This window comes from Pseudomonas sp. SC11, assembly GCF_047039205.1.
Classification (GTDB): Bacteria; Pseudomonadota; Gammaproteobacteria; order Pseudomonadales; family Pseudomonadaceae; genus Aquipseudomonas; species Aquipseudomonas boreofloridensis.
Map to the genome: position 1 here is coordinate 1,721,559 of NZ_CP178183.1, position 26,183 is coordinate 1,747,741.

Genomic DNA, 26,183 nt, shown 5'->3' on the forward strand with positions numbered 1-26,183 from the left:
TTCCTTTACTTAAACGAAACCCACATTGTCTGGAATGTGGCGATGGGCGTCTGTTTCGCCCGAATCTACAGGAATTAAAATGAGCGAAAGCTTTGCAGAACTCTTTGAAGAAAGCCTGAAAACCCTCAATCTTCAGCCGGGTGCCATCATCACCGGTATCGTTGTCGACATCGACGGCGACTGGGTTACCGTACATGCCGGTCTGAAATCCGAGGGCGTCATCCCGCTCGAGCAGTTCTACAACGAAGCTGGCGAGCTGACCATCAAGGTCGGTGACGAAGTGCACGTTGCGCTGGACGCGGTCGAAGACGGCTTTGGCGAAACCAAGCTGTCCCGTGAAAAAGCCAAGCGCGCTGAGTGCTGGATTGTTCTGGAAGCAGCTTTCGCCGCCGAAGAAGTGGTCAAGGGCGTTATCAACGGTAAGGTTAAAGGCGGCTTCACTGTCGACGTTAACGGCATCCGTGCGTTCCTGCCGGGCTCCCTGGTTGATGTCCGCCCAGTGCGCGACACCACCCACCTGGAAGGCAAAGAGCTGGAATTCAAGGTCATCAAGCTGGACCAGAAGCGCAACAACGTTGTCGTTTCGCGTCGCAGCGTGCTGGAAGCCGAGAACTCCGCCGAGCGCGAAGCCCTGCTGGAAACCCTGCAGGAAGGCCAGCAAGTCAAAGGTATCGTCAAGAACCTCACCGACTACGGCGCATTCGTGGACCTGGGTGGCATCGACGGCCTGCTGCACATCACCGACATGGCGTGGAAGCGCATCAAGCACCCATCGGAAATCGTTAACGTTGGCGACGAAGTCGACGTGCGCGTTCTGAAGTTCGACCGTGAGCGTAACCGCGTTTCGCTGGGTCTGAAGCAAATGGGCGAAGATCCGTGGGTCGCTATCACTGCCCGTTACCCAGAAGGTACTCGCGTACAAGCGCGCGTTACCAACCTGACCGACTACGGCTGCTTCGCTGAGCTGGAAGAAGGCGTTGAAGGTCTGGTACACGTTTCCGAAATGGACTGGACCAACAAGAACATCCACCCGTCGAAAGTCGTTCAGGTTGGCGACGAAGTGGAAGTCATGGTGCTGGACATCGACGAAGAGCGTCGTCGTATTTCCCTGGGTATCAAGCAGTGCAAATCCAACCCATGGGAAGACTTCTCCGGTCAGTTCAACAAGGGTGACAAGATCACCGGTACCATCAAGTCGATCACCGACTTCGGTATCTTCATTGGTCTGGACGGCGGCATCGACGGCCTGGTTCACCTGTCCGACATCTCCTGGAACGAAACCGGCGAAGAAGCCGTACGTCGCTTCAAGAAGGGCGACGAGCTGGAAACCGTCATCCTGTCGGTTGACCCAGAGCGCGAGCGCATCTCCCTGGGTATCAAGCAGCTGGAAGACGATCCGTTCTCCAACTTCGTTGCTGTCAACGACAAGGGTGCAATCGTCAAGGGCGTCGTGAAGGAAGTTGACGCCAAAGGCGCCATCGTCACCCTGGCCGATGACATCGAAGCTACTCTGAAGGCTTCCGAAATCAGCCGTGACCGCGTTGAAGATGCGCGTAACGTGCTGAAGGAAGGCGAAGAGATCGAAGCCAAGATCATCAGCGTTGACCGCAAGTCCCGCGTCATCAGCCTGTCCATCAAATCGAAGGACGATGCTGAAGAGCGCGAAGCTATCCAGAGCCTGAAAAACACCGCTCCGGAAGCTGCTGCCGATACCACCATGGCTGCGCTGCTGCGCGAAGCAATGGCCAAGCAGAACTGAGTTCTGTTTGATCGACAAGAAAAAGGGCGACCCTCGGGTCGCCCTTTTTTGTGTGCGCCAGGCATGGCGCGTTGCGCGTGAGCGCAACCCGCTTGGTTGTGGTGGCCAGGCGGATGGTTTGGAAGTGAAAGTCCTCTACACACCCGGCAAGGGGAAGTGTTAGCCAGAGGCAAGGGCGTCGCAGGTGACTGCGAATCTGAAGCAAGCCTGAGGCAAATGCTGGCCTGACGAACAGGGAGCGGATAGAGGCGGCACAGCGGGGTGAGGTGGCGCAAATCGCCAAAGCCCGATACTTGCACAGAGCGCTGTGGCGTAGATCCGACAGGAATAAGCAGGAAGGTCGCGCGAATTACCCTGGGAGATCTGCACGTTTGTCACTGTGCTACCGAGCGCAGAGAGGCGGCGGGATGAGCGTGCAGAAGTCAGCCGAAGCCGTAGTAAGTGGCGGTTAACGCGCCACCAAGGGCCGAACAGGTTATGCCGCCAGGAGGCATCGCTGTCTCGTTGGTAGCCGTAATGCAGAAATGTCCTAAGGAAGATCCGGTCACCCGGGGTTCCGGCCAGAAGCCGAGAATGACTGCTGGTCGTGCAAAGGTACCAACCGCGTCAGTGGCGTGGACGAGCGCGGAGCTGGACGCGCTGATGGAGCGGGCACCGGCAGCCGAGGTCGCGCGTGGTAGCGATGAGCCCAGGTCGCGTGCGCGATCGGCTAAGCGAACTGCTACATGGCGCGCGGGGCGCAAGATGGCGAGCGTCATTGGGTTGATAAACCCCGTGTTATGAGGTTGGGCTGACTATTTCAAGCCTTATCAGAGCAAATGGCCGCTTGAGGTGCTGGATGGTTGGGTCAGGCGCAAACTTCGCTGTGCCATCTGGCACAAATGGAAGCAACCCTTCACGAGGGCGTGCAACCTGATGTGTCTAGGGTTAGACGTACAAATCAGCCTTCAATGGCCGAGGCCCATGGTGGAACTCCGGAGCACCACGCATGAGTCAGGCGCTGCCGAAGAAACTATGGGGTCGACTTGGGCTTGTCTCGATACCGGATACGATCAATCGGCTTAGTCGCACAACCTGAACCGCCGTGTACGGAGCTGTACGCACGGTGGTGTGAGAGGGTGGTCAGTGCGAACTCGCCTCCTGCTCCATCGTCTACCCCGGACTACAGGCCTGGTTCTTCTTTGCATCAAATTTGCTGGCATTCGTACATGCGGCGAGCTTGCCGCGTGTGTTAATAGGCATTAGCGATATTCGCGGGGTCGCTGAGGTCCCCGGCTGTATGCTTGTGCGCGGGCATGCGAAAGCAGTCGGGTCTTTTGCTTGAAGGGGGGGCGGATCAATGTGTCGAATTGAGTGTCGCGCAGACTTGACAGCAAAGCGCTCGACGTCTGGCATCGGGCGCTTCTAGGGTGTGTAGATCAGGATCGTCCGGGCGGTTTGATTCATCGCACGCGCTTTGTGTAAAGCGGGTAGCCCGTCGGTACCTATCCGGCCGCTGCTGCTCTAGCTGCTAGGATCTGACAGGGGTTTTGCCCTCGCTGCTGTGAAGATAACAGCGTAGCGACTGAGGTCGTTTTCGTTGCGCTGGAAGTGCACCGCCACCTGCTTACCTTCCCATGAAATGGTTTTGATCTCATAAGAAGCTCCGGAGCTGAGCTGAATGCGACGACTCAAGCTTGAGCCCGGCTGTCCGAGCGTATCGGAAAGGAAGTCATCGACCAGTTCCAGGCTGCTGGCATCGCCAGTGAGCATAAGCTGATCGACCTCCTTCCCTTTGACGGTGGCGAATAGCTGATACCCTGAGCTGATGGGAATATAGGGGAGCCCGCGAATTTCGAACTTTTCCGAATCAGCAGTAGCCAGGCGGCACAGTGACGTCGGGCGGAGCGGCTTGGCCGGACACTCCGGTATCTGGGCTTTGAAATCACCCTGGAATGGTACGCCAAGAAACTGTGTCGGTTCCTGAGTCCAAGAGTTAGCCGAGTCCGCAGGCTGAGCGAACGATGTGGGAGCGATGAAGAGGGTCGCTAAGACGAGCGAAAAATGAGATGTCCGCATAAACGATCCTTGTGGATTGACTCGACGATCAAGGTTTGGGCCACGCGATTCGCCCGACATTTACTTAGCCGGAATCGCCTTGCGACAGATTATGACAAATCCTACAGTTTTTAGGTCCAATGAGTCGGCTATTTTCTTCTATAGAGCTTAGATTTGGGCATGATTGTTACAATCTTTGGAGTGGCGAGCGCATCAGGGCGCAGTCTGGTGTGGGGTCGAGTGGTTTATTTCCAGGCAGAGGTTGAATTTTTTTCGTGGAACGGGATGAGCCCTGTTCAAAATGCGTAGAGCGTGCTAAAACCTGATCAAGCAATGATCTAGCTGCTTGATAACGAAGGGAAAAACATGACGAAGTCGGAGCTGATCGAACGTATTGTCACACATCAGGGGCTGCTCTCTTCTAAGGATGTAGAGCTAGCCATCAAGACGATGCTTGAACAGATGTCTCAGTGCTTGGCCACGGGAGATCGCATCGAGATTCGTGGCTTTGGTAGTTTTTCCCTCCATTATCGCTCTCCCAGGGTGGGGCGTAATCCCAAGACAGGTCAGTCGGTCGAGCTCGAAGGAAAGTTTGTCCCTCATTTCAAGCCCGGCAAAGAGCTGCGTGACCGGGTCAATGAAGAAGATCACGTCGATCATTGAGTGGAGGTGCGGATGCATCACGTCAAACGCGGTCTTGTGGCGATGATTCTGCTGATTCTGGTCGCGATAGTCCTGTGCTTTGTATTGGGAAATCAGCAGATCGTCACTGTGAGGATGCTGTGGTGGAGCGCGCCGCCAATGCCCGTGGCTGTGCCGATGCTGGTGGCCTTACTAATAGGCTTGGCGTTCGGGCCGGTGTTGGGATTTCAAGCCGCGCGTAGGATTGGTTCTCCGAAGATGCCTGGTAAGCGGGATGAAGTCTAAGGAAAAGACTACGCAGCTAGGGTTACTTACTGACATCAATTCGGGGCAGAAGATGTTCCACTGCGCCACGTCGCACATAAACTCCGTCTGGTCAGGAGAGGTGTGTGGCGTCAGTGTGTGCGGCTCAAGCGGTGAGCGGTCGGTATCGACTGAGGCTCCAGTCGCTTCGCATCAAAGATGATCGACACGGAAAAGCACGCATTCCAAGGTTGATGCGTAGGCTAGATCGCGTCTACAGGTTCTGTATCACATCATAGCCAGGTGGCCTGATGCGGTATGCCGACCGCTTGCGGAACTTCCTTGTATTCCTTGACTCTATTTCCGATTAAAGCGGAAGGCGTAACAGCTATGTAATGGCGGCGGCGCTTGATTTGGGGGGGCTAAGGCTCCATTTCTCAAGTCTGGGGATGTTGTTGATGTCAACGCCAGCAGACGTATGTAAGGAAAAGAACTAAATGCGCAATGAACGCAAGCGCCTGAATGGTAGTGATGAGGTTGACCTGATTGAGCTTCTGCAAGGGGTGTGGCGCCAAAAGCTTTGCGTGCTAATGGTTGCGGTGTCGGTGTCTGCAATGGCGTTAGTCTATGCGCTATTGGCTTCGCCTCTATATCAAGCGAAACTCTACGTCAGACCTCCCACTCAGAATGAAATTGCCCAGTTGAATTTTGGGCGGGGCGAGGGTACCGGCCTGGCTCCGCTGAGTGTCCAGGATGTATACGGACTTTATTTGAAAGCGCTCCAGTCAGAGGCTGTGCGTGATAAGTTCTTCCGCACAACTTATCTCCCCACCTTGAACGAGGCGCAAAGAGCTGGGTCTAGGGACGCGCTCTTTGGTCAGTTCAGTACGATGCTGTCGATCGAGCAGGCGAGCAAGGAGAGTCCCGATCGCTATGTGATCACCGCCAGTGTCGAGGATCCACGCGTCGCTGCGATGTGGGTGTCAAGCTATGCCGAAATGGCAGCCAAGCGGGCCAAGGATGAGTTGCTGGGAGGCATGCGCAGCGACATATCCATAATGGCAGACAACCTTGAGCAGCAGATTCGCGCCTCACGCGCCAGTGCCGGTAATCAGCGCGCCGACCAGATTGAACAGCTGAGTGAAGCCTTGGCTATCGCAAAGTCCATAGGTCTGGAAAAGCCGCCCATCATTTCGAACACGCTCACAGGTGAGGTCTCTGCGGGGATGGGTGGGTCGCTGACCTATATGAGGGGTACCAAGGCGCTGGAGGCGGAAATTGCAAACCTGCAATCGCGCTCCTCCAATGATCCTTATATTCCGGGGCTGCGCGAGCGCCAGGAGAAGCTCAGTTTTTTGAGGGGGCTGAAGATCGAGCCCTCCGTAATTGCGATGTATCAGCAGGATGGGGCTGTGTTTCAGCCGGACAAGCCGATCAAACCACGACGTACCCTTATCGTGGCGCTGGGGATAATTGCAGGGCTGGTACTGGGCTGTTGCGTCGCGGTGGCTCGTGAGGTGTGGGCTCAGCGTTCCGAGCGATTCAGTGAGCTGTAACGTCATCGGCGGCTCGACTGTTTGCTCAGGTGCGACGATGCATGTCCTTGACTGATTCAGGTGCGTGCATTCAACCGATTTTGATATGTCGGTTTGAATACCCTGGATCGCGGCCTTGAGTGTGATGGTGGCTGGGGGCTCATAGCTATCGGCGTCTAGAATTGACGACGTTAGGTTCGTCAGGCGTTGTTGTGCCGTGTGGAAGGTGCAACAATGCGCCCCCGCCGATGACACGGATAGCTCGAAGAGGGCGCACGATGCACCTCCCGTCTCACTTGTCTAGGTGCCCAACCGTCAAAATGCAGGCATCGCTCAGTGAATAATGATCCCCGCGGCATCTATGCTGCTCCAGGCCAAGTCGATCTGTTCGGTCTTTTTCGTACCGTCTGGCGTAGACGTGTCTTTGTCTTATCGATAGGGTTGCTGGCCGCGGGCGCCGGCCTCGGCATTTCATTTTTGATCCCGCCTTCCTATGAAGCTTCCACGAGTCTGCGACCTGTCCAACTTAATCAACTGGACGCATTGAATCGAACTAAAATTTATTCGCTGCCGCCCTCTGAAGCGCTCAAAAGAGTTGGGGCGACTCTAGACTCTTATACCACTAGGCTTGAGTTCTTCAGGTCCAGGCCCGATCTCGTAAGCCTCTATCAACGTCAAGATCAAAGTGTTGAACAGGCGTTTCAAGAGTTCAACAGTACTGCTTTGAGCGTTACACTTTCCGATCCCAAGAAGACCGACTTGCTCAGTGACTTTATCACTATAAAGTTGACTTATGGCAAGGACGTCCAGGGGGCATCCGTCCTCAATGATTTCGTCGATTACGCTCTCGAGCGTGAGCGTGTTCGCGTCTCCAAGGATTTGCAGGTTATCCTAAACAACCGCCTGGCCGAGGTGGATGCCGAGCTCAACTCTGCGCAGTCCGAGTATCAGGTAAGAAACGAGGGACGAATCGCCCGCCTCGAAGAAGACGACTCCATCAAGCGTGCGCAACTCGAGGACGAGCTCAAGGCCCTGCGTATCCAGCTTAAGCTTCAGAGGCAATCGCGGCTGGCCGAGCTCGATGAAGCTATCGGCATCGCCGCAAGTTTGGGGTTGCGCAAGCCTTCGACTCCCTCACTGATGGCTGATGAAGTCGCCGTAAAGGGTAACGTCGTGCGTACCGAGGTGAACGACCGGCCCGTTCCGTTGTATTTCATGGGCACAGAAGTGCTCGAGGCTGAGCGAGCCGCATTGCGCAAGCGTGGTTCCGACGACTTCATGGAGCCGCGCATAGGTCAGATCCGCAAAGAGCTCAGCCTGCTTTCGGTCAACCGAAGTGTCGAGGCGATTCAGGCTCGGCAGAATGATCAGGCGTTTCTTGAGGGCATCGAGTCCTTGAGGGTCGAGCGTGGTCGCTTGCAATCGATCGATACTCAATTAAGTGGTCTTCAATTGGTGGCAGTCGACCAGCGCGCTGTGCCGTCGGTGAAGCCCGTGAAGCCGCGCAAGTCATTGATTGTGGTTCTGGCCTTCATTGGTGGGCTAATGATAGGCATCATGATTGCGTTGATTCGCGCGGCCTACAAAAGTCACACGAGGCGCCTGCGTGATTTGGGCGTTGCCAAGGCCCACATATTGGCTGGTGAGCGCACGGGTCAGCTGAATGTCCTGCTGCCTGAAGTCCCTGTCAGCTCGCTTAAATAATATGGTCGAGCGGGGATTTTGGCTCACCTGCTGAGGGCAAAACTTCGATGGAACTGCCGAGCTCAAGCGCCTATGATTGACGCCTTTATCTGCGCGCCAGTGAAACGCGCGCAGTAGCGAAATGAAAGCGCGTCGTGAGTGTGGTGGCTTGGAGTTTCGGTGGTCGATTTCCACCGCTGCCATGATGGCTGTCACTTGACGCGTCGTATTGTGTGGGTCGGATATTTTCATCCCGTTGAACGGGCGCGAGTTGGATGTATGCCGCAGTTTCCAGGCATGCATGTACATGGATTCATGGTCGGTGACGGCCAAGCCAACTGACGAAATTCACTAAAATTTGAATGGTAGTTGCATGACGCTCAAAGTTTTAAGCGTATTTGGTACTCGACCAGAAGCGATCAAGATGGCATCCCTTGCGTTGGGTCTGCACGCGGACGGGCGCTTTGACGCCCGGATCTGCGTGACTGGCCAGCACCGTCAGATGCTGGATCAGGTTCTGGACCTCTTCGAACTCACGCCTGACTATGATCTGCAGATCATGAAGCCTGGGCAGGACCTGACCGACGTTACCGTCGCCATCCTGCAGAAGCTCAAGGTGGTGCTGGGTGAGTTCAAGCCGGACATCGTTCTGGTCCACGGCGATACGGCGACCACGTTCGCGGCCTCTCTTGCCGCGTACTATCAACAAATTCCCGTGGGGCACGTGGAGGCTGGGCTACGCACTGGCAATCTCTACTCGCCCTGGCCGGAGGAGGCCAACCGCAAGCTGACCGGCGCCCTGGCGCGCCTGCACTTTGCTCCTACTGCCCAATCCGAGAAGAACCTCCTGGCCGAAGGCGTGCCTGCAACGCATGTGCATGTCACTGGAAACACTGTCATCGACGCGTTGCTTGAGGTCGTACGTAAACTGCAGCGTTCCGAGTTTGCCGCTTCGCTGGACGAGCAATTCGCCTTCCTCAACGCGTCACGTCGGCTGCTACTGGTCACTGGTCATCGTCGCGAAAGCTTCGGCGACGGATTCGAACGAATCTGCCAAGCGCTGGTCAGGTTGGCTCAGGATCATCCCGATATCGAGATCGTCTATCCGGTCCACCTGAATCCCAATGTCAGAGAGCCGGTCAACCGTCTACTCAAGGATGTCGACAATATCCACCTGATCGAGCCTCTGGATTACCTGCCGTTCGTCTACTTGATGAACCGATCCCATCTGATTCTGACCGACTCAGGGGGTGTGCAGGAGGAGGCTCCGTCGTTGGGCAAACCCGTGTTGGTTATGCGCGAGACCACCGAGCGGCCGGAAGCCGTTCAGGCTGGTACGGTTCGACTGGTGGGTACGGACCTGCAAGCCATCATCGACAATGTCGAGCAACTGCTTGAGGATGATGAGGCCTATCGTACGATGAGCGTAGCCCACAATCCTTACGGGGATGGGCTGGCTTGTGCCCGTATCATCGATGTTCTTGCCAATTTCAAAACAAGGTAGTGCTATGAGTATTTCCAAGGTTTCCGTCATTGGCCTGGGTTACATCGGTCTCCCGACCGCGGCCGTATTCGCCTCGCGCAAAATTCAGGTGATTGGCGTCGATGTCAATCAGCACTGCGTCGACACGATCAATCGCGGGCAGATTCACATCGTTGAGCCAGACCTGGATATGGTAGTTCACGCTGCGGTTACCGAAGGTTATCTGCGTGCCAGTACCACAGCACAAGCAGCTGACGCCTTCCTCATCGCAGTGCCAACGCCTTTCACGGAAGGATTCAAACCCGACCTTAGCTACATCGAGTCGGCGAGCAAGGCTATTGCCCCGGTCCTGAAGAAAGGGGACTTGGTTATCCTCGAGTCCACTTCCCCAGTAGGTGCGACCGAGCAGATGGCGGCTTGGCTCGCTGAGGCACGGCCTGATCTGAGCTTCCCTCAACAGAAGGGCGATGCTTCCGACATTCGTGTAGCGCATTGCCCCGAACGCGTCTTGCCTGGCCATGTTCTGCGCGAGCTGGTACAGAACGATCGCGTGATCGGCGGGATGACCGAGAAGTGTTCGCTGGCAGCCCGTGCGCTGTACAAGACTTTTGTCGAGGGCGAGTGCGTGCTGACCAACGCCCGTACCGCCGAAATGTGCAAGTTGACGGAAAACAGCTTCCGCGACGTGAACATCGCCTTTGCCAACGAATTGTCCATCATCTGCGAGGAGCTCAAGGTCGACGTGTGGGAGCTCATCAGGCTGGCCAACCGACACCCACGGGTCAATATCCTTCAGCCTGGTCCAGGCGTGGGCGGTCACTGCATTGCAGTCGACCCATGGTTCATCGTCGACTCTGCGCCAGAGCAGGCCAGACTCATCCGCACCGCCCGTCAGGTCAACGACTCCAAACCCGCATGGGTGATCGAAAAGCTGCATGCAGCCATTGGTGAGCACCTTAGCAAACACCCGGGTAAGACTGCCCAGGAGGTTGTGGTGGCGTGCTTCGGTCTGGCGTTCAAGCCCGATATCGACGATCTCCGGGAAAGCCCGGCTTTGGAAATCACCAAGGAAGTCAGCAAGCGTCATGCGGGCAAGGTAGTTGTCGTCGAGCCGAACATCCACACGCTGCCCGCCTCCTTGGAAGCTACCGTGCTGTGCACGGTGGAGGAGGCGATCAAGCAAGCAGATGTTCTACTGCTGCTGGTCGATCACAAGCCGTTTAAGGCCATTGCGCCACAGTCGCTCGAAGGTCTGCAGATTGTCGACACGCGCGGGATCTGGCCGGTATGAAGGTCCTCCCGGTAATCATGTCCGGTGGGTCGGGTACCCGCCTCTGGCCGTTGAGCAGAACGCTGTATCCGAAGCAGTTTCTCGCATTGTATGGGCGCGAGACCCTGTTCCAGCAGGCTATCGAGCGCCTGATGAAGATTGCACCGAAGGATTGCGAACTGCTGCCTCCCTGCATCGTGGCCAATGACGAGCATCGGTTTCTGTGTCTGGACCAACTGCGCGAGATAAAGGTCGAACAGGGGGCATTGATTCTCGAGCCAGTAGGGCGCAACACTGCCCCAGCCCTGACGCTGGCGGCTCTTCAGGCCCGCGACGGCTGCGCAGTCGATGCCGATCCGGTGCTAGTGGTCATTCCTGCAGACCAGACTATCCATGACGTCGCTGTGTTTACACGTGTTGTGGAAAAGGCCGTGGAAGTTGCTGCACAGGGTGCGATCGTTACCCTCGGTATTCAGCCTGACCGTCCTGAGACTGGGTATGGCTATATTCACTCGGCCGATGTCGCCGAGGTCAAGGATGTCGATTCCTTTGTCGAAAAGCCCGATCTGGAAACGGCTCAACGCTATCTCGAGTCCGGTAGTTACTACTGGAATAGTGGCATCTTCATCTTGCGCGCTTCGGTGTGGCTGCGGGCGTTGAAACACTACCGAGCCGATATCCTGGAGGCGACCGAAAAAGCCTGGGCCGCCCGTGGCTCCGACAACGGCTTCGTCAGGCCAGAGGTCGGCTGTTTCCAAGCCATTCCGGCGGAGTCCATCGACTACGCCGTGATTGAGCACTGCACGCAATCCCCAGTTCCAGGGCTGGAGCTCAAGATGCTGGCCATGGACGCCGGCTGGTCCGACCTTGGCGCCTGGGATGCCGTATGGCGCTCCGGCGAAAAGGATGCTCAACACAACAGCGTTCATGGCGATGTGATCCTTGATTCAAGCACCGATACCTTGGTGTATGCCTCCCATCGCCTGGTGACCGCTGTCGGTTTGGACAACATGGTTATCGTCGAAACGCCAGACGCCGTTCTGGTCGCTGATAAAAGCCGTTGTCAGGGCGTCAAGGCCATCGTCGAGGCGCTGGGCCGCGACACGCGTAGCGAATCCAAGTTGCACCGGCGTGTTCATCGGCCTTGGGGCTGGTACGACAGCATCGACAGCGGTTCCCGTTTCCAGGTCAAGCGCATACTGGTCAAGCCCAAGGCGACTTTGAGCCTGCAGAAGCATTATCACCGTGCCGAGCATTGGATCGTCGTCTCCGGCACAGCCGAAGTCACCTGCGAGCAGCAGGTATTCCAGCTCAACGAGAACCAAAGTACCTATATTCCTGTCGGTCATGTCCATCGGCTTTCCAACCCCGGCACCATCCCGTTGGAAATCATCGAGGTGCAATCGGGAAGCTACCTTGGCGAAGACGATATCGTCCGGTTCGATGATACTTATGGCCGTATTTAAGGCTTGAATTTTAGTGGAGTGGCAAATGCAAAAGAGTGCGCTGATTACGGGTATCACTGGGCAGGACGGGGCTTATCTTGTCGAGTTGCTGCTGGGTAAAGGCTATAAGGTCTATGGCACCTACCGTCGGACCAGCTCGGTCAATTTCTGGCGGTTGCAGGAACTGGGCTTACTTGGGCATGAGAACCTGCACCTGGTCGAATTTGACCTGACTGATCTGGCAGGTACTGTGCGTTTGCTGCAGAAAGCTCAGCCTGACGAGGTCTACAATCTCGCTGCGCAGAGTTTCGTCGGTGTTTCCTTCGATCAGCCTATCGCTACAGCACAGATCACCGGCGTTGGAGCGCTGAATCTGCTGGAAGCTATCCGTATCGTCAATCCGGGCATCCGCTTCTACCAGGCTTCGACTTCGGAAATGTTCGGGTTGGTGCAGGCCGTTCCGCAATCGGAGTCGACGCCGTTCTATCCGCGCAGCCCTTATGGCGTCGCGAAACTGTTCGCGCACTGGACAACGATCAACTACCGCGAGTCGTACAATATATTCGCCACCAGCGGCATTCTGTTCAACCACGAGTCCCCGCTGCGCGGCAAGGAGTTCGTGACACGCAAGATTACCGACGCCGTCGCGAATATCGAAGTGGGCACTCAGCAGGTGCTGGAGCTGGGCAACATGGACGCCAAGCGCGATTGGGGCTTTGCTCGCGAATACGTCGATGGCATGCATCGCATGTTGCAGGTTGACCAGCCCGATACTTTCGTCCTGGCCACCAATCGAACCGAAACCGTGCGTGACTTCGTCAGCATGAGTTTCAAAGCAGTCGGCGTGGATATCGAGTGGCGCGAGAGCGGCGAAAAGGAGTTCGGCGTAGACCGCCGTACTGGCGTCACTCGCGTCAAGGTCAATCCGCAGTTCTACCGTCCAGCCGAAGTCGAGCTGCTGATCGGTGATGCCTCCCTGGCCAAGGAACGCCTTGGCTGGCAGCCCACGACCAGTCTTGAGCAGCTTTGCCAACTGATGGTCGAAGCAGACCTGAAGAGGGCCAAGCATGGCACTTCGTTCTGACAAGACCGTCCTAATCACTGGGTTGTCCGGCTTCACCGGTGCGCATCTTGCGCACCGCCTGAGCGAAGAAGGTTGGCGTATCGTCGGACTGGGTGCACGTCGCCTGGCGTGTGAGGCGGAGCATCTGGAGGCGGATCTGAATGATACCGCACGCCTGACCGAGTGGATCGGTCAGGTCAAGCCTACTCACGTCATTCATCTTGCTGCTCTGGCACACGTGACCGGTAGTGACGCGTTGTCCTACTACCGAGTCAACGTGCTGGGTACCGAAAGCTTGCTTACGGCTCTCCAGGACAGTGGCGTGGCCCTGGAAAAGGTCATCATTGCCAGTAGCGCCAACATCTATGGCAATGCGTTGAAATCGCCGATTACCGAAGGCAGCGAGCCGCGGCCGATGAATCACTACGCGCTGAGCAAGCTGACCATGGAGGCACTGGTCGGCAAGTGGTTCAGTCGTTTTCCGATACTGGTCACCCGGCCGTTCAACTACACCGGGCCAGGGCAGTCCGAAGCTTTCGTCTTCGCCAAGATCGTCGCCGCTTTCGCACGTCGTCAAACTGAACTCCGTCTAGGCAATCTCGATGTGTCCCGCGATCTGTCGGACGTTCGCTACATCGCTGAAGCCTATGCGCGATTATTGGGATGCCAGGCACAAGGGCAGTTCGTGAATCTCTGCTCAGGACGCAGCGTCTCCCTGATGCAGGTCATCGATACGATGGCGGAGCTTGCAGGCTATCGTCCACAGGTGCAGGTCGACTCGGCTTTCGTCCGAGCAGACGAAGTCAAGGAGTTGTACGGCAGTCCACAACGGCTATACGACCTAGTCGGTACCATCGAAGTACCTGAGCTGTCCGAAACGCTGCGATCGATGTACGAATGTAACCTCCAGGCTTCAGCCACGTGAATCACAACGGATTGGTGTAACTGTGCGCATCTGTTTCTTTGCCAATATGTCTGCTCACGCCAACTGGCGTGAAATGTTCGAAAAAGTCGAGTTCTACCGCGTTGACATTAGAATTCTCAAAGAGCTGGGGCACGAGGTCGTATTGGCCGGCTCGCCCACGAGTCTCGATTGGAAGGCCGATCTTTATTACTGCTGGTGGTGGGGACACTCGCCGTTCCCACTGTTAGCCGGAAAGCTGCGCAGAAAGCCGGTCGTGGTGACAGGGGCATTCGATTACTCGACCTGTCGCAATGAAATTCCTGGCCTCTGCTACCTAGACCGTCCGCTGTGGCAAAAACTGGTGTTGAAGACGTCGTTGCGCTTGGCTGATCGCAACCTGTTCATCTCCATGTCTGAGTACGACGAAGTGACCAGTAACCTCGCCGTGCGTAATCCGGTCTATGCCACGCTGGCAGTGGATACGGCGTATTACTCGCCTGCGTCGCAGGTCAGCGAACCTTCCGACTACTTCTTCACGGTGACCTGGACAAGCCGCACTAACGCTATCCGCAAAGGCTTGGTGCCCAGTATCGAGGCGTTCGCTCGAATCGCCAAGGATCACCCGCAGATCCGCTTCGTCATTGCTGGCAAGCATGGTGACTATCTACCGCAGTTGCAGGCGTTGGCACAGCGTCTGGGTGTGGCCGAGCAGGTACAGTTCATCGGCATGATCTCCGATGAGGAAAAACGGGACCATTACCGTCGTTGCCTGGCTTATGTGCAGCCAACCCTCTACGAGGGTTTCGGCCATGCCATCGGTGAGGCGCTGGCATGCGGTGCTCGGGTTATCACTTCACCGCGGGGGGCTGTACCAGAAGTGGCTGGCGAATTCGCACACTGGGTGCAACCGGATAGCCCGCAGGAAATAGCCGCTGCGATGGAGCAGGTGTTGACCACACCGGTTGATGAGAAAGAGGGTATGGCTCGCCATCGCTGGATCTCCGAAAAATACTCAATCGACGCACGCCGCCAAGCGCTGAAGGCTATCCTCGACTCATTCGCCTGAAAGTGATGAGTGAGTCCCATAATTAGACAAGGTGAAACCGTGTGTTAGCTCGCCTCATCAGAATTTTCGAGAATTCGAGCTTGTTCCAGCTATTCATCGTCACTGGGTGCATCCAGGGCGGCGTCATCATCAGTCAGTTCCTGATTGCACCGTTTGTCGACCCGGCGGTGGTGGGGGTCGTGCGTTCGCTTGAGACGGTTCTCGCACTTGTGGTGTTGGCGGGCAGTCTTGGCATGCAGAGCATTGCTGTACGAGACACCGCCGCGTGTAAGGATGTCGCCCTCCAGCAGGCAGTGCTGCGTCAGGTGTTCGTACTGGTGGGTCTGACTTCTATGCTGGTCATGTTCGGTATCTTCGTGGCTCATGCCTTCGTACTCACCACGGCGATCAGCACTTATGTTTTTTTCGCCTGTGGATTGGTTCTGGTCACCAACCTCCTGCGCACCAGCACGGGCTTTGCCCAGGGTGCCAAAGCGATTCACGAAATCTATCTGGTACTGATGGTTGCCACCGCTGTTGGCGTAGTCCTGCACGTGACACTGACTTGGCGATACGGTATTCAGGGCTGGATCAGTGCACGCTATGTCACTGAACTTCTGTGTCTGACCTTAGTCTGGTGGCGCATGCGTGCTCACGTGGTTCCATCGTTGAACCTCTTCAAGGTCAATGGGCGAGAGTTGATGGCGTTGGCCAGCTCCGGGGTCACCGTAAATGCGAGCTTGTTCGTGCGCTTGTTGGTCGACAGTCTTCCGGTACTCATGCTGACAGCGCTTCACGTGAGAACCGAAGAAATTGGTTTTTTTGGGCTCGCCAACCTCAGCTTGGTTCTAGGCCTTCTGCCACTGGCGATTATCGCTCAACGGGCAATTCCCGACCTGGTTGAAGTACTTGGAGACCCTCCCAAGCTGGCTGCCAGATTCAAGGCGTTTCTGAGGTCTATCGTTCTGGTGTCGCTGACCATGGCGGCTGCACTCATCATCGCCGCTGCTGGTTGGCTGCTGTTGGTGGGTGGGCAATATCATGTGGCTGCTCAATATGTACTCGTACTTGCATTGAGCTTGCCCCTGAAGGCAGCAGCCCTGGGATGTGGCACGATGCTGGTCGCGCTTCGGGTATTCGGATTGAGCCTGAAGGTGAATATCATCGAGGGAATGCTGGTGCTGTTGATCCTGTATCTGGGTATTCCCCAGTTTGGTGCTTGGGCAGGGGCTGCGGCTTATCTAGCGGGTGGCCTGTTGTCGGTGGTGTTGCTGCTGTCTGCTGTAAAAGTCCGCTTGGCCAGTGTCCAGGGGGAAGGTGATCGTGTACAGGATTGAAGCCAACGAGACACCGCAGCAGAGCCGTCGACCGTTTTTCGACTGTTTCTCTGCAGGATTTTTCTTCTTCGTAATCTGGTGCGCGGGGGTATTGGTGCCCCTGTATCCGTTTCTTCATTCTACGGATGGCTTCAGCCAGATCTGGGGCTTCAATTTCGTCGACAAGAATGCCGCAATCATCAAGGCATTGCTGCTTTATAGCGCAGCGTTGCTTTCTGTGCTTGGCGGGATATACCTTGGGCGCAAGTCTGCGGTGATGCACCCTACTATCCCCAGAGCTATTGTGTCTCACCGAACGCTGCTCTGGCGATCGTCGATTTTCACCCTCATTGGCGTGTTGGCGTTCGTCACGTTGCTGGTGGTATTAGGCATGTCGGGGTTGTTACAGGGTGCAAGTGACAGGATTAGGGCATTTGCCGGGCTCAACGGCCTGTTCCTGCTGCAGAATCTGCTGCTTTCGGTCTCGCTAGCTTGGTATCTGCGCATTACTGGCACCTGCAATGCCACGCGCGCGGAACAGTCAGCTTTCTGGACTTATTTTGTCGGCGCGGTGCTGATATGTGCGTTGCAAGGCCAGAAGTCAACGATCTTTATTGCTGTCCTGTCATTGCTAGTGATCCGCCATTACCGCGTCAAGCCAATCAGTCTGGTCAAGGGAGCGGTACTTGGCGCCGTCATGTTCGTCCTACTAATCGCTTATCACGTGTTCAAGCAAGAGTTTCTGGTTACTGGCTCTTTCTCTTTTTTCAATAAAGACCAGGGCATCTTCCTGTCGATCATTCATCTGTTGATGATTCAGTTCACCGGCAATCTCATGCAACTTCAGACGATGTCGGTGCTGGTGGATGCCATGCCCGAAGCCCTGCCTTGGCAATATGGCTCGACTTTGCTCATGATCGTGCTGATTCTGATACCTTCAGCCATCTTCCCAGGCAAGCCATTGACCGCCGCAGGCATTTTCACTGGGGCATTCTGGCCCAACATGTGGCTGCTGCAAGGAACAACCATGCCGCCGGGAGTATTCGGCGAGTTCTACATGAATTTCGGTGCGGTTGGCATCGTAGTGGGCGGCATAATGCTCGGTTGTGTGTGGGGGCGTTTATATGGGGCGATCACTACCCATGTGCAGAGCGATCGGGCTCTGGGCAACTACGCCCTGGCCATCGCCTCGATGCTCCATCTTTTCCGCGGCGAGCTCTCCTCGGTCTTGCTGCTGCTGGCCTCCATCTGGTTGCCGTTCCTCCTTTTGAGCTCCAGGCGCGAGACGCCTGCCACTTACCCGAACTAGAGATACAGGCATGTGCGGAATTCTGGGTTATCTACACAATGGCACCAAGACGTCGATTGATTTCTCATCGGCGCTTTCATTCATTCGCCGTCGCGGGCCTGACGATCAGGGGATATGGTCCGATACCGAAGTTGGCGTTTGGCTGGGTCAGGTTCGACTGTCCATCCTCGATACCACCTCGGCCGGCCACCAGCCGATGGTTTCGCCTGATGGCCGTGTAGTGATGGTGTTCAACGGCGAAATCTATAACTTTCGTGAATTGCGAGCCGAACTGGAACGTGACGGTGTGACGTTCACCAGCCAGTCCGACTCCGAAGTACTGTTGGCCTTGTTCTGCCGTGACGGTATCGACTGTCTCAAAAGGCTCAATGGCATCTTCGCCGTGGTGTTCTGGGAGCGTGACAGTCAGACGCTTTGGGTCGCGCGGGATCAATTGGGCGTAAAGCCGCTCTACGTCTTCAACGACGGCGGTTGTTTTGCATTCTCCAGCGAGATGAAAGGTTTGCTCAGAGGCGGTTTTAGCACCCCTCAAATCGATCCTCGAGCAGTGCTCGCTCATCTGGGCTATCTCTGGTCTCCAGGCGAGCGCACCATCGTGCGCGACATCACCAAGGTGCTACCTGGGCAGGTTTTGCGGGTGCGCAATGGTCAGGTTGAAGAGAAGTGGTTTTATTACCAGTTGCCGATTCAGGAGCAACCTCTGACCGAAAGCGTCGAGCAAACCGCCGCTGCAGTCGCCGAGGCTGTTCGCACCGCGGTCAATCGCCAGCTGGTTTCCGATGTCCCCTTGGGATCTTTCCTGTCCGGAGGTCTGGACTCCAGCGCGATCGTCGCGTTCGCCGCCGAGCAGATGCGTGACAAGGAGCGTCTGCAGTGCTTCAGCATCCGAGTTGACAACGGATCGACGGCGAACGAAGGATTTGCCGACGACCTGCCTTACGCTGAACGAGTCGCCAAGCATCTAGGTGTCGACTTGCATGTGGTCGGTGTCGGTGACGAAATGATGGATCGTCTGCCTGAGATGGTCTACCTGCTGGACGAGCCAACTCCTGACCCTGCCGCGCTCAATGCGTTGTTCATTTCGGAACTGGCCAGCCAAAATGGCATAAAGGTGTTGCTGTCCGGAGCTGGCGGAGACGACATCTTCACCGGCTATCGTCGCCATTTCGCGTTGAGCCAGGAACGTTGGTGGGGCGGCCTCCCTGGCCCCTTGCGCGGCGCATTGGCTGCCAGTGCCAACTTGCTGCCAGCATCCTCGCCCCTTTCGCGCCGTCTGGGCAAGGCCTTCCGCTACGCCGACCTGCCAAGTGACGACCGCTTGATCAGCTATTTCTTCTGGCTCGAGCCCGAGCAGGCTCACGGCCTGCTGGCCCCCGAACTTCGGCGACAGTTGGCGGCCGATGAACTGTTTGCACCGCTTCGCGAGACCTTGTCTCGAGTACCTGCTGGTGCAACGCCGCTGGACAAGATGCTCACTCTGGAGTGCAAGCATTTCCTCACCGATCACAATCTCAACTACACCGACAAGATGGGTATGGCCGCCGGTGTGGAAGTTCGCGTGCCATTGCTCGACATGGACCTGGTGAGGCTCGCCGGTGGCCTGCCTTCTTCGATCAAGCAAAAAGGGCGCGAGGGCAAGTGGATCTTCAAGAAAGCCATGGAGCCCTACCTGCCGCACGACATCATCTATCGACCCAAGACCGGCTTTGGCGTGCCTCTGCGCAACTGGCTGCAAGTACGTCTCAAGCCATTGGTGGACGAGGTGCTGTCGCCTGCTTCCCTGCGTAATCGCGGCATCTTCGATCCTGATGCCGTAGCGCGACTGATCGCGGCCGACCGGGCAGGGCGCATAGATGCAGCCTACACGTTGTTCGGCATAGTCTGCATGGAGTTGTGGTGCAAGCAGTATCTGGATGGCAACTTTGCTCTCGACCGCTGAGAGCGTTGTACTGGCCGAGGGTCGGTCGAGGCGTGTGACGCTCCCGACCTGAGGTGATGAAAGCACGCACGGTTTTTTCAATCTTATTGGTGGCAATTCATGAAACAAGTTGTTCAGAACATGGCGAGCGGCGAAACCTCCCTGGTGCAGGCGCCGGTGCCGGCGGTGCGGGGTGGCGCCCTGCAGATCAATACCAGCCGGACGCTGATCTCGGCGGGTACCGAACGTATGCTGGTTGGATTCGGCAAGGCCAACTGGATCGAGAAAGCCCGTCAACAGCCCGACAAAGTTCGTATGGTGCTGCAGAAGGTCCAGACCGATGGGCTGGCAACGACGGTCGAAGCCGTGCGCTCCAAGCTCGCTCAGCCGCTGCCGCTGGGTTACTGCAACGTAGGCGTGGTGGCCGCTGCTGGAGCTGGTGTGTCGGACTTCAAACCGGGAGATCGGGTCGTATCCAATGGCCCGCACGCCGACGTCGTGGTGGTACCGAAGAACCTGTGCGCACGAATTCCCGACGCGGTCAGTGACGAGGCGGCCTCGTTTACCGTGCTCGCCAGCATCGGTCTGCAAGGTATCCGTCTGGCCCAGCCTACACTTGGAGAGGCTTTTGTCGTAACCGGTGTGGGCCTGATCGGCCTGGTCACCGTGCAGCTGCTACGCGCACAAGGTTGCCGAGTGCTGGCCATCGACTTCGATGAGCAGAAGCTGGCACTAGCCCGCAGCTACGGGGCCGAGACCTGCAACCCTGGTCGAGGCGAGGATCCGGTCGCCGCTGGTATGGCCTTCAGCCGGGGGCGCGGTGTCGATGGTGTGATCATCACCGCCTCCACGAAGTCTTCGGATCCGGTTACCCAGGCAGCAAACATGTGCCGCAAGCGGGGTCGCATAGTGCTGGTAGGGGTCACCGGCCTCGAGCTTAACCGGGCCGATTTCTATGAGAAGGAGCTGACCTTCCAGGTTTCTTGCTCCTACGGTCCAGGTCGGTATGACCCGAACTATGAAGAGAGAGGTAACGATTTCCCCATCGGATTTGTGCGCTGGACCGAGCAACGCAACTTCGAGGCCATTCTCGACATGCTTGCCAGTGGCCAACTGAACGTCGACAAGCTCATTTCCCATCGTTTTGCCTTCGAGGAGGCGGGGAGCGCCTACCAGACCCTGACCGGCGAGAGCTCGGCGCTCGGTATCCTCCTTGAGTACCGTTCGGCGCCGGAAGAGCGCCACATCAAAGCCGTGACGCTTTCGCCCCAGTCGACGCCCGTGTTCGACCCGGTCAAGCCGGTGGTGGGCTTCATAGGCGCAGGCAACTATGCATCGCGCATGTTGATTCCAGCGTTCAAGTCCGCCGGTGCGCAGTTCCATACCATCGTCACCGCCGGCGGACTCAACGGCGTGATTCATGGCAGCAAGGCGGGCTTCGCACAGGCCTCCACCGATGTCGCCGCGATGTTGGACGATCAAGCGATCAATACCGTGGCCATCGTCACTCGGCACGACAGCCATGCGCGTTTCGTGTCACAAGTGCTTGAAGCTGGCAAGCACGTATTCGTCGAAAAGCCGCTGGCAATCGACGAGCAAGGCCTGGCTCAGGTGCAGAGCGCCTATGCCGGCGCGGTCGAGCATGGCAGCAAGCCGCACTTGATGGTGGGCTTCAACCGCCGCTTCTCGCCGCAGGTGCAGAAGATGAAGGCACTGCTGAGTACCGTCCGAGAGCCGAAGTCGTTGATCATGACCATGAACGCCGGAGCCATTCCCGCGGAACACTGGACCCAGGACGAGGCTGTGGGCGGCGGTCGTATCATCGGTGAAGCCTGTCATTTCATCGACTTGATGCGCTTCCTGGTCGCTAGCCCGATCGTTTCCATTCAGGCTCGTAGAATGGGCGATTCCGGTGCGGTGGCTGTCACCGAGGACAAAGCCTCGATCACTCTGGGCTTCGAGGATGGCTCTTTCGGCACCATCCTTTACTTGGCCAATGGCGCCGCGAGCTTCCCCAAGGAACGCGTCGAAGTATTCGCGGCGGGCCGCGTCCTTCAGCTGGACAACTTCCGCAAGCTCAAGGGTTTCGGCTGGCCAGGCTTCGATAAGCTCAACCTGTGGAAACAGAACAAGGGGCAGTCCGAATGCGCAGCCGCGTTCCTTGAGGCGGTCGCGCAAGGTAAGTCTACGCCGATCCCCAGTGATGAAATCTTTGAGGTGGCACGGGTCAGTATCGAAGTGGCTCGGATGCTGCGAGCGCAATGAGTCTCTTCCTCGTGAAGGCTCGGACCGCGCTGGCACTGGGGCCTGGCAATCTTTGCCGGGCGCTGGGCTACAGGCTGGGGGTGAAGACCGGCCTGAACCCCGTACGCCGGCTCCAAGCGCAGACGCCCAAAGGGCCATTCTTCGTCGCGCCTCAACCACCACTTCGGCAATTGCCGGTGACCAGCCAGTGGTACGAGTCGGTGCTGTACTATGGTTACTGGCCGGTCGCCCAGCAGGACAATCCGCCCGATTGGCATCTGAACCCGCTGTCCGGCGTACGCGTGCCTTTCCCTGACCGACCCTGGTGGCTGATCGCCGATTTCGATCCGTCGGTGGGCGATATCAAGAGTATCTGGGAGGCTTCGAGATTCGACTGGGTACTCGCCTTCGCCCAAGGTGCCCATCAGGGAGATTCGACGGCTCTGACACGCTTGAATCTCTGGCTTGCCGATTGGTGCCAACACAATAGGCCCTATCATGGGCCTAATTGGAAGTGCGGGCAGGAGGCGTCGATACGCGTCCTGCACCTGGCCATGAGTGCTGTGCTCCTTGGCCAGCATGACGCCATCCAGCCGGGCCTGGCCGCATTGATCGAGGTGCACCTCAAGCGCATCGCACCCACCGTCAGCTATGCCATGGCTCAGGACAATAACCATGGTACTTCCGAAGCCGCCGCGCTCTATGTCGGCGGCAGCTGGCTGATGAGCAGCGGCCATCCTGCTGCCAGGGGCTGGTTCGAGGCAGGGCGGCGCTGGCTGGAAAACCGGGCGGCACGGCTGATCGAACGCGACGGCAGCTTCAGCCAGTACTCGGTCAATTATCATCGGGTGATGCTCGACACGTTCTCGATGGTGGAGGTGTGGCGGCGCAAGTGCGAGCTGGCTCCCTTCAGCCTCACGTGGTACACCCGGGCGAAGGCTGCGGCCCAGTGGCTATTCGCTATGACCGATGGGACCACGGGTGACGCTCCCAACCTGGGTGCAAACGACGGCGCGCGCTTGCTTGCCCTGAGCGATACCGATTACCGCGACTATCGTCCGTCGGTGCAGTTGGCGATGGCCCTGTTCAATGAGCAGTGTGCCTACGCCGATTCCGGGCCGTGGGATCTCCCCTTGCAGTGGCTGGAACTGACGAAACCAGCGGCCTTGGCCGAACGGCCCAACAGCCGGTTGTTCGATCACGGCGGCTATGCAATCCTGCATCAGCCGGCTTGCAAGGCCGTGCTCCGTTATCCGCGTTTTCGATTCCGACCAGGCCAGGCCGATGCCCTGCATGTGGATCTCTGGCTCGAGGGTAGAAATCTACTGCGAGATGCAGGCAGTTTTAGTTACAACTGCGAGCCGCAGTGGTTACGCTACTTCCCTGGTACGGCCAGTCATAACACTGTGCAGTTCGACGGCCGCGACCAGATGCCGCGCCTGAGCCGATTCCTGTTCGGCGATTGGTTGCGTGCGGTGGATGTTCAGCCTCCAGGCAATGTGGGCGATGTGACCAGCTGTGGCGCGACCTACATAGACGGCAAAGGCGCCCAGCATGGGCGCAGCCTGAGCCTGGGACCGCGCAGCCTGCAGGTGCGCGACCAAGTCAGCGGCTTTTCCAGCAAAGCAGTGCTGCGCTGGCGCTTGGAGCCCGGGGACTGGGTCCTGCAGGGCAATGGCGTAAGCAACGGTTCGCACCGGCTTTCGGTCACCGGCGATGTGCCGATCGTACGCTGCGAGCTGGTCACTGGCTGGGAATCGCGTTACTACCTTGAAAAAACACCGGTACCAGTGCTGGAAGTCGAAGTGGCGACCGCTGGGGTCTTGATTACGGAGTATCACTGGTAACCATGAGAGTTCTCTATTTCCATCAACATTTCTCGACTCCCAATGGTGCTACTGGAATCCGTTCCTACGAAATGGCGCGCCGACTGGTTGCCGAAGGCCATCAGGTGACGATGGTGTGTGGCAGTTACGGCGGTGGCAATACCGGCCTTGGCGGGCCATTCGAGTCCGGCAAGCGTACGGGGCAGGTGGCAGGGATCGACGTCATCGAATTCGATTTGGCCTATGCGAACAGCGACGGTTTCCTCAAGCGGGCGATCAGCTTCCTGAAATTTGCGGTTCGCAGCATCGGTGTCGCCCTGACGCACCGCTATGATCTGGTTTTCGCCACGACCACCCCGCTGACTGCGGGTATCCCAGGTATCTTCGCGCGCTGGCTGCGCCGCAAACCCTTCGTCTTCGAAGTGCGCGACTTGTGGCCGGAGCTGCCAAAGGCCATGGGGGTTATCAAGAATCCCGCGGTGCTTTGGGCTATGTCGGTGCTCGAATGGGTCAGCTATCGTTCGGCGCATCGGCTGATCGGCCTATCGCCGGGCATCGTTGAGGGCATTGTCTCGCGGGGAGTCGACCCTGCGAAGGTTGCCATGATTCCCAACGGCTGCGATCTGGATATCTTCGATGCGCCGGTACCGCCTTGGCGGCCGGCAGGCGTAGAAGCCGAGCACCTGATGGCCGTGTTCACCGGCACCCATGGCATCGCTAACAAGCTCGATGCCGTACTGGATGCCGCCGCCCGTCTAAAGGCACGTGGTCGTGACGACATTCGCCTGGTGCTGATCGGGCAGGGTAAGCTCAAGCCCGGTCTTGTGGCCCGCGCCAAGGCCGAAGGGTTGGATAATGTGGTGTTCCACGATCCGGTCAACAAGGAGCGATTGGCGGGGCTGATGGCCAGCGCCGATCTGGGCTTGCAGGTTCTGGCGAATGTTCGCGCGTTTTATTTCGGAACGTCGCCAAACAAGTTCTTCGACTACATCGCCTCGGGTTTGCCAGTGCTGAACAACTATCCGGGCTGGCTGGCCGAGATGATCACTAAGGAGGACTGCGGGTTCGCCGTCGTACCCGAGAATCCCGACGCATTCGCCGACGCCTTGGAGCGAGCGGCGTCGGACCGTGACGAGCTTAAGGCCAAAGGCCTGCGCGGGCGTCAATTGGCGATGCGCAGCTTCGATCGCAAGATGCTGTCCGGACAATTCGTGCGTTGGCTGGAGGGCACCCCAAAATGATCAAGCGATTATTCGATGTGGTAGCGTCCGCCTGCGCCTTGTTGCTGCTGTCACCGGTGATTGGGATCGTGGCATGGAAGGTGCGCAAGAATCTGGGTGCCCCTGTGCTGTTTCGTCAACAACGCCCGGGGCTGCATGGCAAACCCTTCGAGATGGTCAAGTTCAGGACCATGCGCGACGCCGTGGATGCGCAGGGTAATGTTCTGCCTGACGCCGAGCGCATGACGCCCTTCGGCAGTTTCCTGCGCGCTTCCAGTCTGGACGAGCTGCCGGAACTGTGGAATGTGCTGCTCGGTCACATGAGCCTGGTCGGGCCACGTCCGCTGTTGATGGAGTACCTCCCTCTCTACTCGCAGCAGCAGTACCGTCGCCATGATGTGCGTCCCGGAGTGACTGGCTGGGCGCAGATAAACGGCAGGAACGCGTTGAGCTGGGATGAAAAATTCAAGCTCGACATCTGGTACGTCGACAACCGTAGTTTTTGGCTGGACATCAAGATCTTGCTGCTGACCGTCAAGAAAGTGGTGAAGAAAGACGACATCACCGGTAGCGGCGAAGCGACAATGAGCAAGTTCACTGGAAACGAACCATGAGACGCCTGGCAATTCTGGGTGCGAGCGGACATGGCAAGGTACTGGCCGAAATCGGCGAACTGTTCTTCGACGAAATCATGTTCTACGACGACGCCTGGCCATCGCGACGATCCAACGGCGTATGGCCGATCGTCGGCGATAGCGCGGCCCTCATCGAACAGCTGGGTACCGTTGCTGGTGTGATCGTCGGCATCGGCAACAATGAGATACGCCAGAACAAACAGCGTTACTTGGCGAGCGTCGGTGCGCCTATCGTCTCGTTGATTCATCCACAGGCGGTCGTAAGTCCGCGATGCAGTATCGCTAAGGGCAGCGTCGTCATGGCTGGTGCAATCGTGAACATCGATGTTCGAATAGGCGAGGGCGCTATCCTCAATACGGGTTGTAGCGTCGATCATGATAGTCTGCTGGGCGATTTCGTACACATCAGTCCCGGTGCTCGCCTGGCAGGTGGCGTTAGCGTCGGCAGCCTCAGTTGGATAGGCATCGGCGCCTGCATTCGCCAGTTGATCCAAGTTGGATCGAGGGCGGTGATCGGTGCCGGGGCCGTGGTGGTAAAACCCGTGGCAGACGGCGTCACTGCCGTAGGCGTACCTGCTCGCACACTGGCCGACCCCCACTGAATCA

General features: G+C 57.5%; 20 protein-coding genes and 1 pseudogene. 20 read left to right on the forward strand and 1 reads right to left on the reverse strand.

Annotated elements, in window-relative coordinates; all coding sequences use genetic code 11:
- The first annotated feature begins 79 nt into the window (after window positions 1-79).
- On the forward strand, window positions 80-1,759 hold the full coding sequence (gene rpsA, locus ACK2SD_RS08015; protein WP_029613715.1) for a 30S ribosomal protein S1: 1,680 nt from the start codon (window positions 80-82) through the stop codon (window positions 1,757-1,759).
- A 646-nt stretch (window positions 1,760-2,405) separates the two neighbouring features.
- Window positions 2,406-2,837 (forward strand): annotated as a pseudogene (locus tag ACK2SD_RS08020) (group II intron maturase-specific domain-containing protein); the annotation flags it as partial.
- A gap of 425 nt (window positions 2,838-3,262) precedes the next feature.
- On the opposite strand, the gene ACK2SD_RS08025 reads toward ACK2SD_RS08020, so the two are convergent.
- On the reverse strand, window positions 3,263-3,817 hold the full coding sequence (locus tag ACK2SD_RS08025) for a hypothetical protein (protein WP_412461830.1): 555 nt from the start codon (window positions 3,815-3,817) through the stop codon (window positions 3,263-3,265).
- Window positions 3,818-4,162: 345 nt separating this feature from the next.
- On the opposite strand from ACK2SD_RS08025, the gene ihfB reads away from it, so the two are divergent.
- The 18 genes from ihfB to ACK2SD_RS08115 all read left to right on the forward strand — a co-directional run bounded on the left by ihfB (window position 4,163) and on the right by ACK2SD_RS08115 (window position 26,179).
- The gene (gene ihfB, locus ACK2SD_RS08030; RefSeq protein WP_412461831.1) at window positions 4,163-4,459 is read left to right on the forward strand and encodes an integration host factor subunit beta; all 297 of its coding nucleotides are present in this window, start codon (window positions 4,163-4,165) and stop codon (window positions 4,457-4,459) included.
- Between the two features lie 12 nt (window positions 4,460-4,471).
- On the forward strand, window positions 4,472-4,723 hold the full coding sequence (locus tag ACK2SD_RS08035; RefSeq protein ID WP_412461832.1) for a DUF1049 domain-containing protein: 252 nt from the start codon (window positions 4,472-4,474) through the stop codon (window positions 4,721-4,723).
- A 455-nt stretch (window positions 4,724-5,178) separates the two neighbouring features.
- Window positions 5,179-6,237: an LPS O-antigen chain length determinant protein WzzB gene (locus ACK2SD_RS08040; protein WP_412461833.1), complete on the forward strand. Its 1,059-nt coding sequence runs from the start codon at window positions 5,179-5,181 to the stop codon at window positions 6,235-6,237.
- Window positions 6,238-6,552: 315 nt separating this feature from the next.
- A complete protein-coding gene (locus ACK2SD_RS08045) occupies window positions 6,553-7,920 on the forward strand; it encodes a Wzz/FepE/Etk N-terminal domain-containing protein (RefSeq protein ID WP_412461834.1) in 1,368 nt (455 codons plus the stop codon).
- Between the two features lie 352 nt (window positions 7,921-8,272).
- Window positions 8,273-9,403, forward strand: coding sequence for a non-hydrolyzing UDP-N-acetylglucosamine 2-epimerase (gene wecB, locus ACK2SD_RS08050; protein ID WP_412461835.1), 1,131 nt, complete (start codon window positions 8,273-8,275; stop codon window positions 9,401-9,403).
- Between the two features lie 4 nt (window positions 9,404-9,407).
- Window positions 9,408-10,673, forward strand: a complete 1,266-nt coding sequence (gene wecC / locus ACK2SD_RS08055; RefSeq protein WP_412461836.1) for a UDP-N-acetyl-D-mannosamine dehydrogenase — start codon at window positions 9,408-9,410, stop codon at window positions 10,671-10,673.
- On the forward strand, window positions 10,670-12,118 hold the full coding sequence (locus ACK2SD_RS08060) for a mannose-1-phosphate guanylyltransferase/mannose-6-phosphate isomerase (protein ID WP_412461837.1): 1,449 nt from the start codon (window positions 10,670-10,672) through the stop codon (window positions 12,116-12,118). Before wecC ends, ACK2SD_RS08060 begins: the two co-directional genes overlap by 4 nt.
- Before the next feature lie 25 nt (window positions 12,119-12,143).
- Complete coding sequence (gene gmd / locus ACK2SD_RS08065) at window positions 12,144-13,181, forward strand: GDP-mannose 4,6-dehydratase (protein ID WP_342650955.1); 1,038 nt, start codon at window positions 12,144-12,146, stop codon at window positions 13,179-13,181.
- Entirely contained in the window at window positions 13,165-14,085 is a 921-nt protein-coding gene (locus tag ACK2SD_RS08070) for a GDP-mannose 4,6-dehydratase (protein WP_412461838.1), read from the forward strand. Before gmd ends, ACK2SD_RS08070 begins: the two co-directional genes overlap by 17 nt.
- Before the next feature lie 22 nt (window positions 14,086-14,107).
- Entirely contained in the window at window positions 14,108-15,130 is a 1,023-nt protein-coding gene (locus ACK2SD_RS08075; protein ID WP_412461839.1) for a glycosyltransferase, read from the forward strand.
- Window positions 15,131-15,210: 80 nt separating this feature from the next.
- Entirely contained in the window at window positions 15,211-16,446 is a 1,236-nt protein-coding gene (locus ACK2SD_RS08080) for a lipopolysaccharide biosynthesis protein (RefSeq protein ID WP_412461840.1), read from the forward strand.
- Window positions 16,433-17,734: an O-antigen polymerase gene (locus ACK2SD_RS08085; RefSeq protein ID WP_412461841.1), complete on the forward strand. Its 1,302-nt coding sequence runs from the start codon at window positions 16,433-16,435 to the stop codon at window positions 17,732-17,734. The genes ACK2SD_RS08080 and ACK2SD_RS08085 overlap by 14 nt, the downstream gene beginning before the upstream one ends.
- 10 nt (window positions 17,735-17,744) lie before the next feature.
- On the forward strand, window positions 17,745-19,673 hold the full coding sequence (gene asnB / locus ACK2SD_RS08090) for an asparagine synthase (glutamine-hydrolyzing) (RefSeq protein WP_412461842.1): 1,929 nt from the start codon (window positions 17,745-17,747) through the stop codon (window positions 19,671-19,673).
- A gap of 99 nt (window positions 19,674-19,772) precedes the next feature.
- Window positions 19,773-21,917 (forward strand): bi-domain-containing oxidoreductase, encoded by a 2,145-nt coding sequence (locus ACK2SD_RS08095; RefSeq protein WP_412461843.1) that lies wholly within the window; start codon window positions 19,773-19,775, stop codon window positions 21,915-21,917.
- 11 nt (window positions 21,918-21,928) lie between these two features.
- The gene (locus ACK2SD_RS08100) at window positions 21,929-23,743 is read left to right on the forward strand and encodes a heparinase II/III-family protein (RefSeq protein WP_412461844.1); all 1,815 of its coding nucleotides are present in this window, start codon (window positions 21,929-21,931) and stop codon (window positions 23,741-23,743) included.
- Between the two features lie 2 nt (window positions 23,744-23,745).
- Window positions 23,746-24,963: a glycosyltransferase family 4 protein gene (locus tag ACK2SD_RS08105; RefSeq protein ID WP_412461845.1), complete on the forward strand. Its 1,218-nt coding sequence runs from the start codon at window positions 23,746-23,748 to the stop codon at window positions 24,961-24,963.
- Entirely contained in the window at window positions 24,960-25,556 is a 597-nt protein-coding gene (locus tag ACK2SD_RS08110; RefSeq protein ID WP_412461846.1) for a sugar transferase, read from the forward strand. The genes ACK2SD_RS08105 and ACK2SD_RS08110 overlap by 4 nt, the downstream gene beginning before the upstream one ends.
- Window positions 25,553-26,179: an acetyltransferase gene (locus ACK2SD_RS08115; protein WP_342650965.1), complete on the forward strand. Its 627-nt coding sequence runs from the start codon at window positions 25,553-25,555 to the stop codon at window positions 26,177-26,179. Before ACK2SD_RS08110 ends, ACK2SD_RS08115 begins: the two co-directional genes overlap by 4 nt.
- Window positions 26,180-26,183 lie beyond the last annotated feature (4 nt).

Bases quoted from the DNA above. Each gene is read 5' to 3' on its own strand.
- ACK2SD_RS08035 (WP_412461832.1), top strand. From the start codon at position 4,472: ATGCATCACGTCAAACGCGGTCTTGTGGCGATGATTCTGCTGATTCTG.
- ACK2SD_RS08115 (WP_342650965.1), top strand. From the start codon at position 25,553: ATGAGACGCCTGGCAATTCTGGGTGCGAGCGGACATGGCAAGGTACTG.
- wecC (WP_412461836.1), top strand. From the start codon at position 9,408: ATGAGTATTTCCAAGGTTTCCGTCATTGGCCTGGGTTACATCGGTCTC.
- ACK2SD_RS08025 (WP_412461830.1), bottom strand. From the start codon at position 3,817: ATGCGGACATCTCATTTTTCGCTCGTCTTAGCGACCCTCTTCATCGCT.
- ACK2SD_RS08040 (WP_412461833.1), top strand. From the start codon at position 5,179: ATGCGCAATGAACGCAAGCGCCTGAATGGTAGTGATGAGGTTGACCTG.
- asnB (WP_412461842.1), top strand. From the start codon at position 17,745: ATGTGCGGAATTCTGGGTTATCTACACAATGGCACCAAGACGTCGATT.
- wecB (WP_412461835.1), top strand. From the start codon at position 8,273: ATGACGCTCAAAGTTTTAAGCGTATTTGGTACTCGACCAGAAGCGATC.
- ACK2SD_RS08095 (WP_412461843.1), top strand. From the start codon at position 19,773: ATGAAACAAGTTGTTCAGAACATGGCGAGCGGCGAAACCTCCCTGGTG.
- ACK2SD_RS08070 (WP_412461838.1), top strand. From the start codon at position 13,165: ATGGCACTTCGTTCTGACAAGACCGTCCTAATCACTGGGTTGTCCGGC.
- ACK2SD_RS08060 (WP_412461837.1), top strand. From the start codon at position 10,670: ATGAAGGTCCTCCCGGTAATCATGTCCGGTGGGTCGGGTACCCGCCTC.
- ACK2SD_RS08110 (WP_412461846.1), top strand. From the start codon at position 24,960: ATGATCAAGCGATTATTCGATGTGGTAGCGTCCGCCTGCGCCTTGTTG.
- gmd (WP_342650955.1), top strand. From the start codon at position 12,144: ATGCAAAAGAGTGCGCTGATTACGGGTATCACTGGGCAGGACGGGGCT.
- ACK2SD_RS08105 (WP_412461845.1), top strand. From the start codon at position 23,746: ATGAGAGTTCTCTATTTCCATCAACATTTCTCGACTCCCAATGGTGCT.
- rpsA (WP_029613715.1), top strand. From the start codon at position 80: ATGAGCGAAAGCTTTGCAGAACTCTTTGAAGAAAGCCTGAAAACCCTC.
- ihfB (WP_412461831.1), top strand. From the start codon at position 4,163: ATGACGAAGTCGGAGCTGATCGAACGTATTGTCACACATCAGGGGCTG.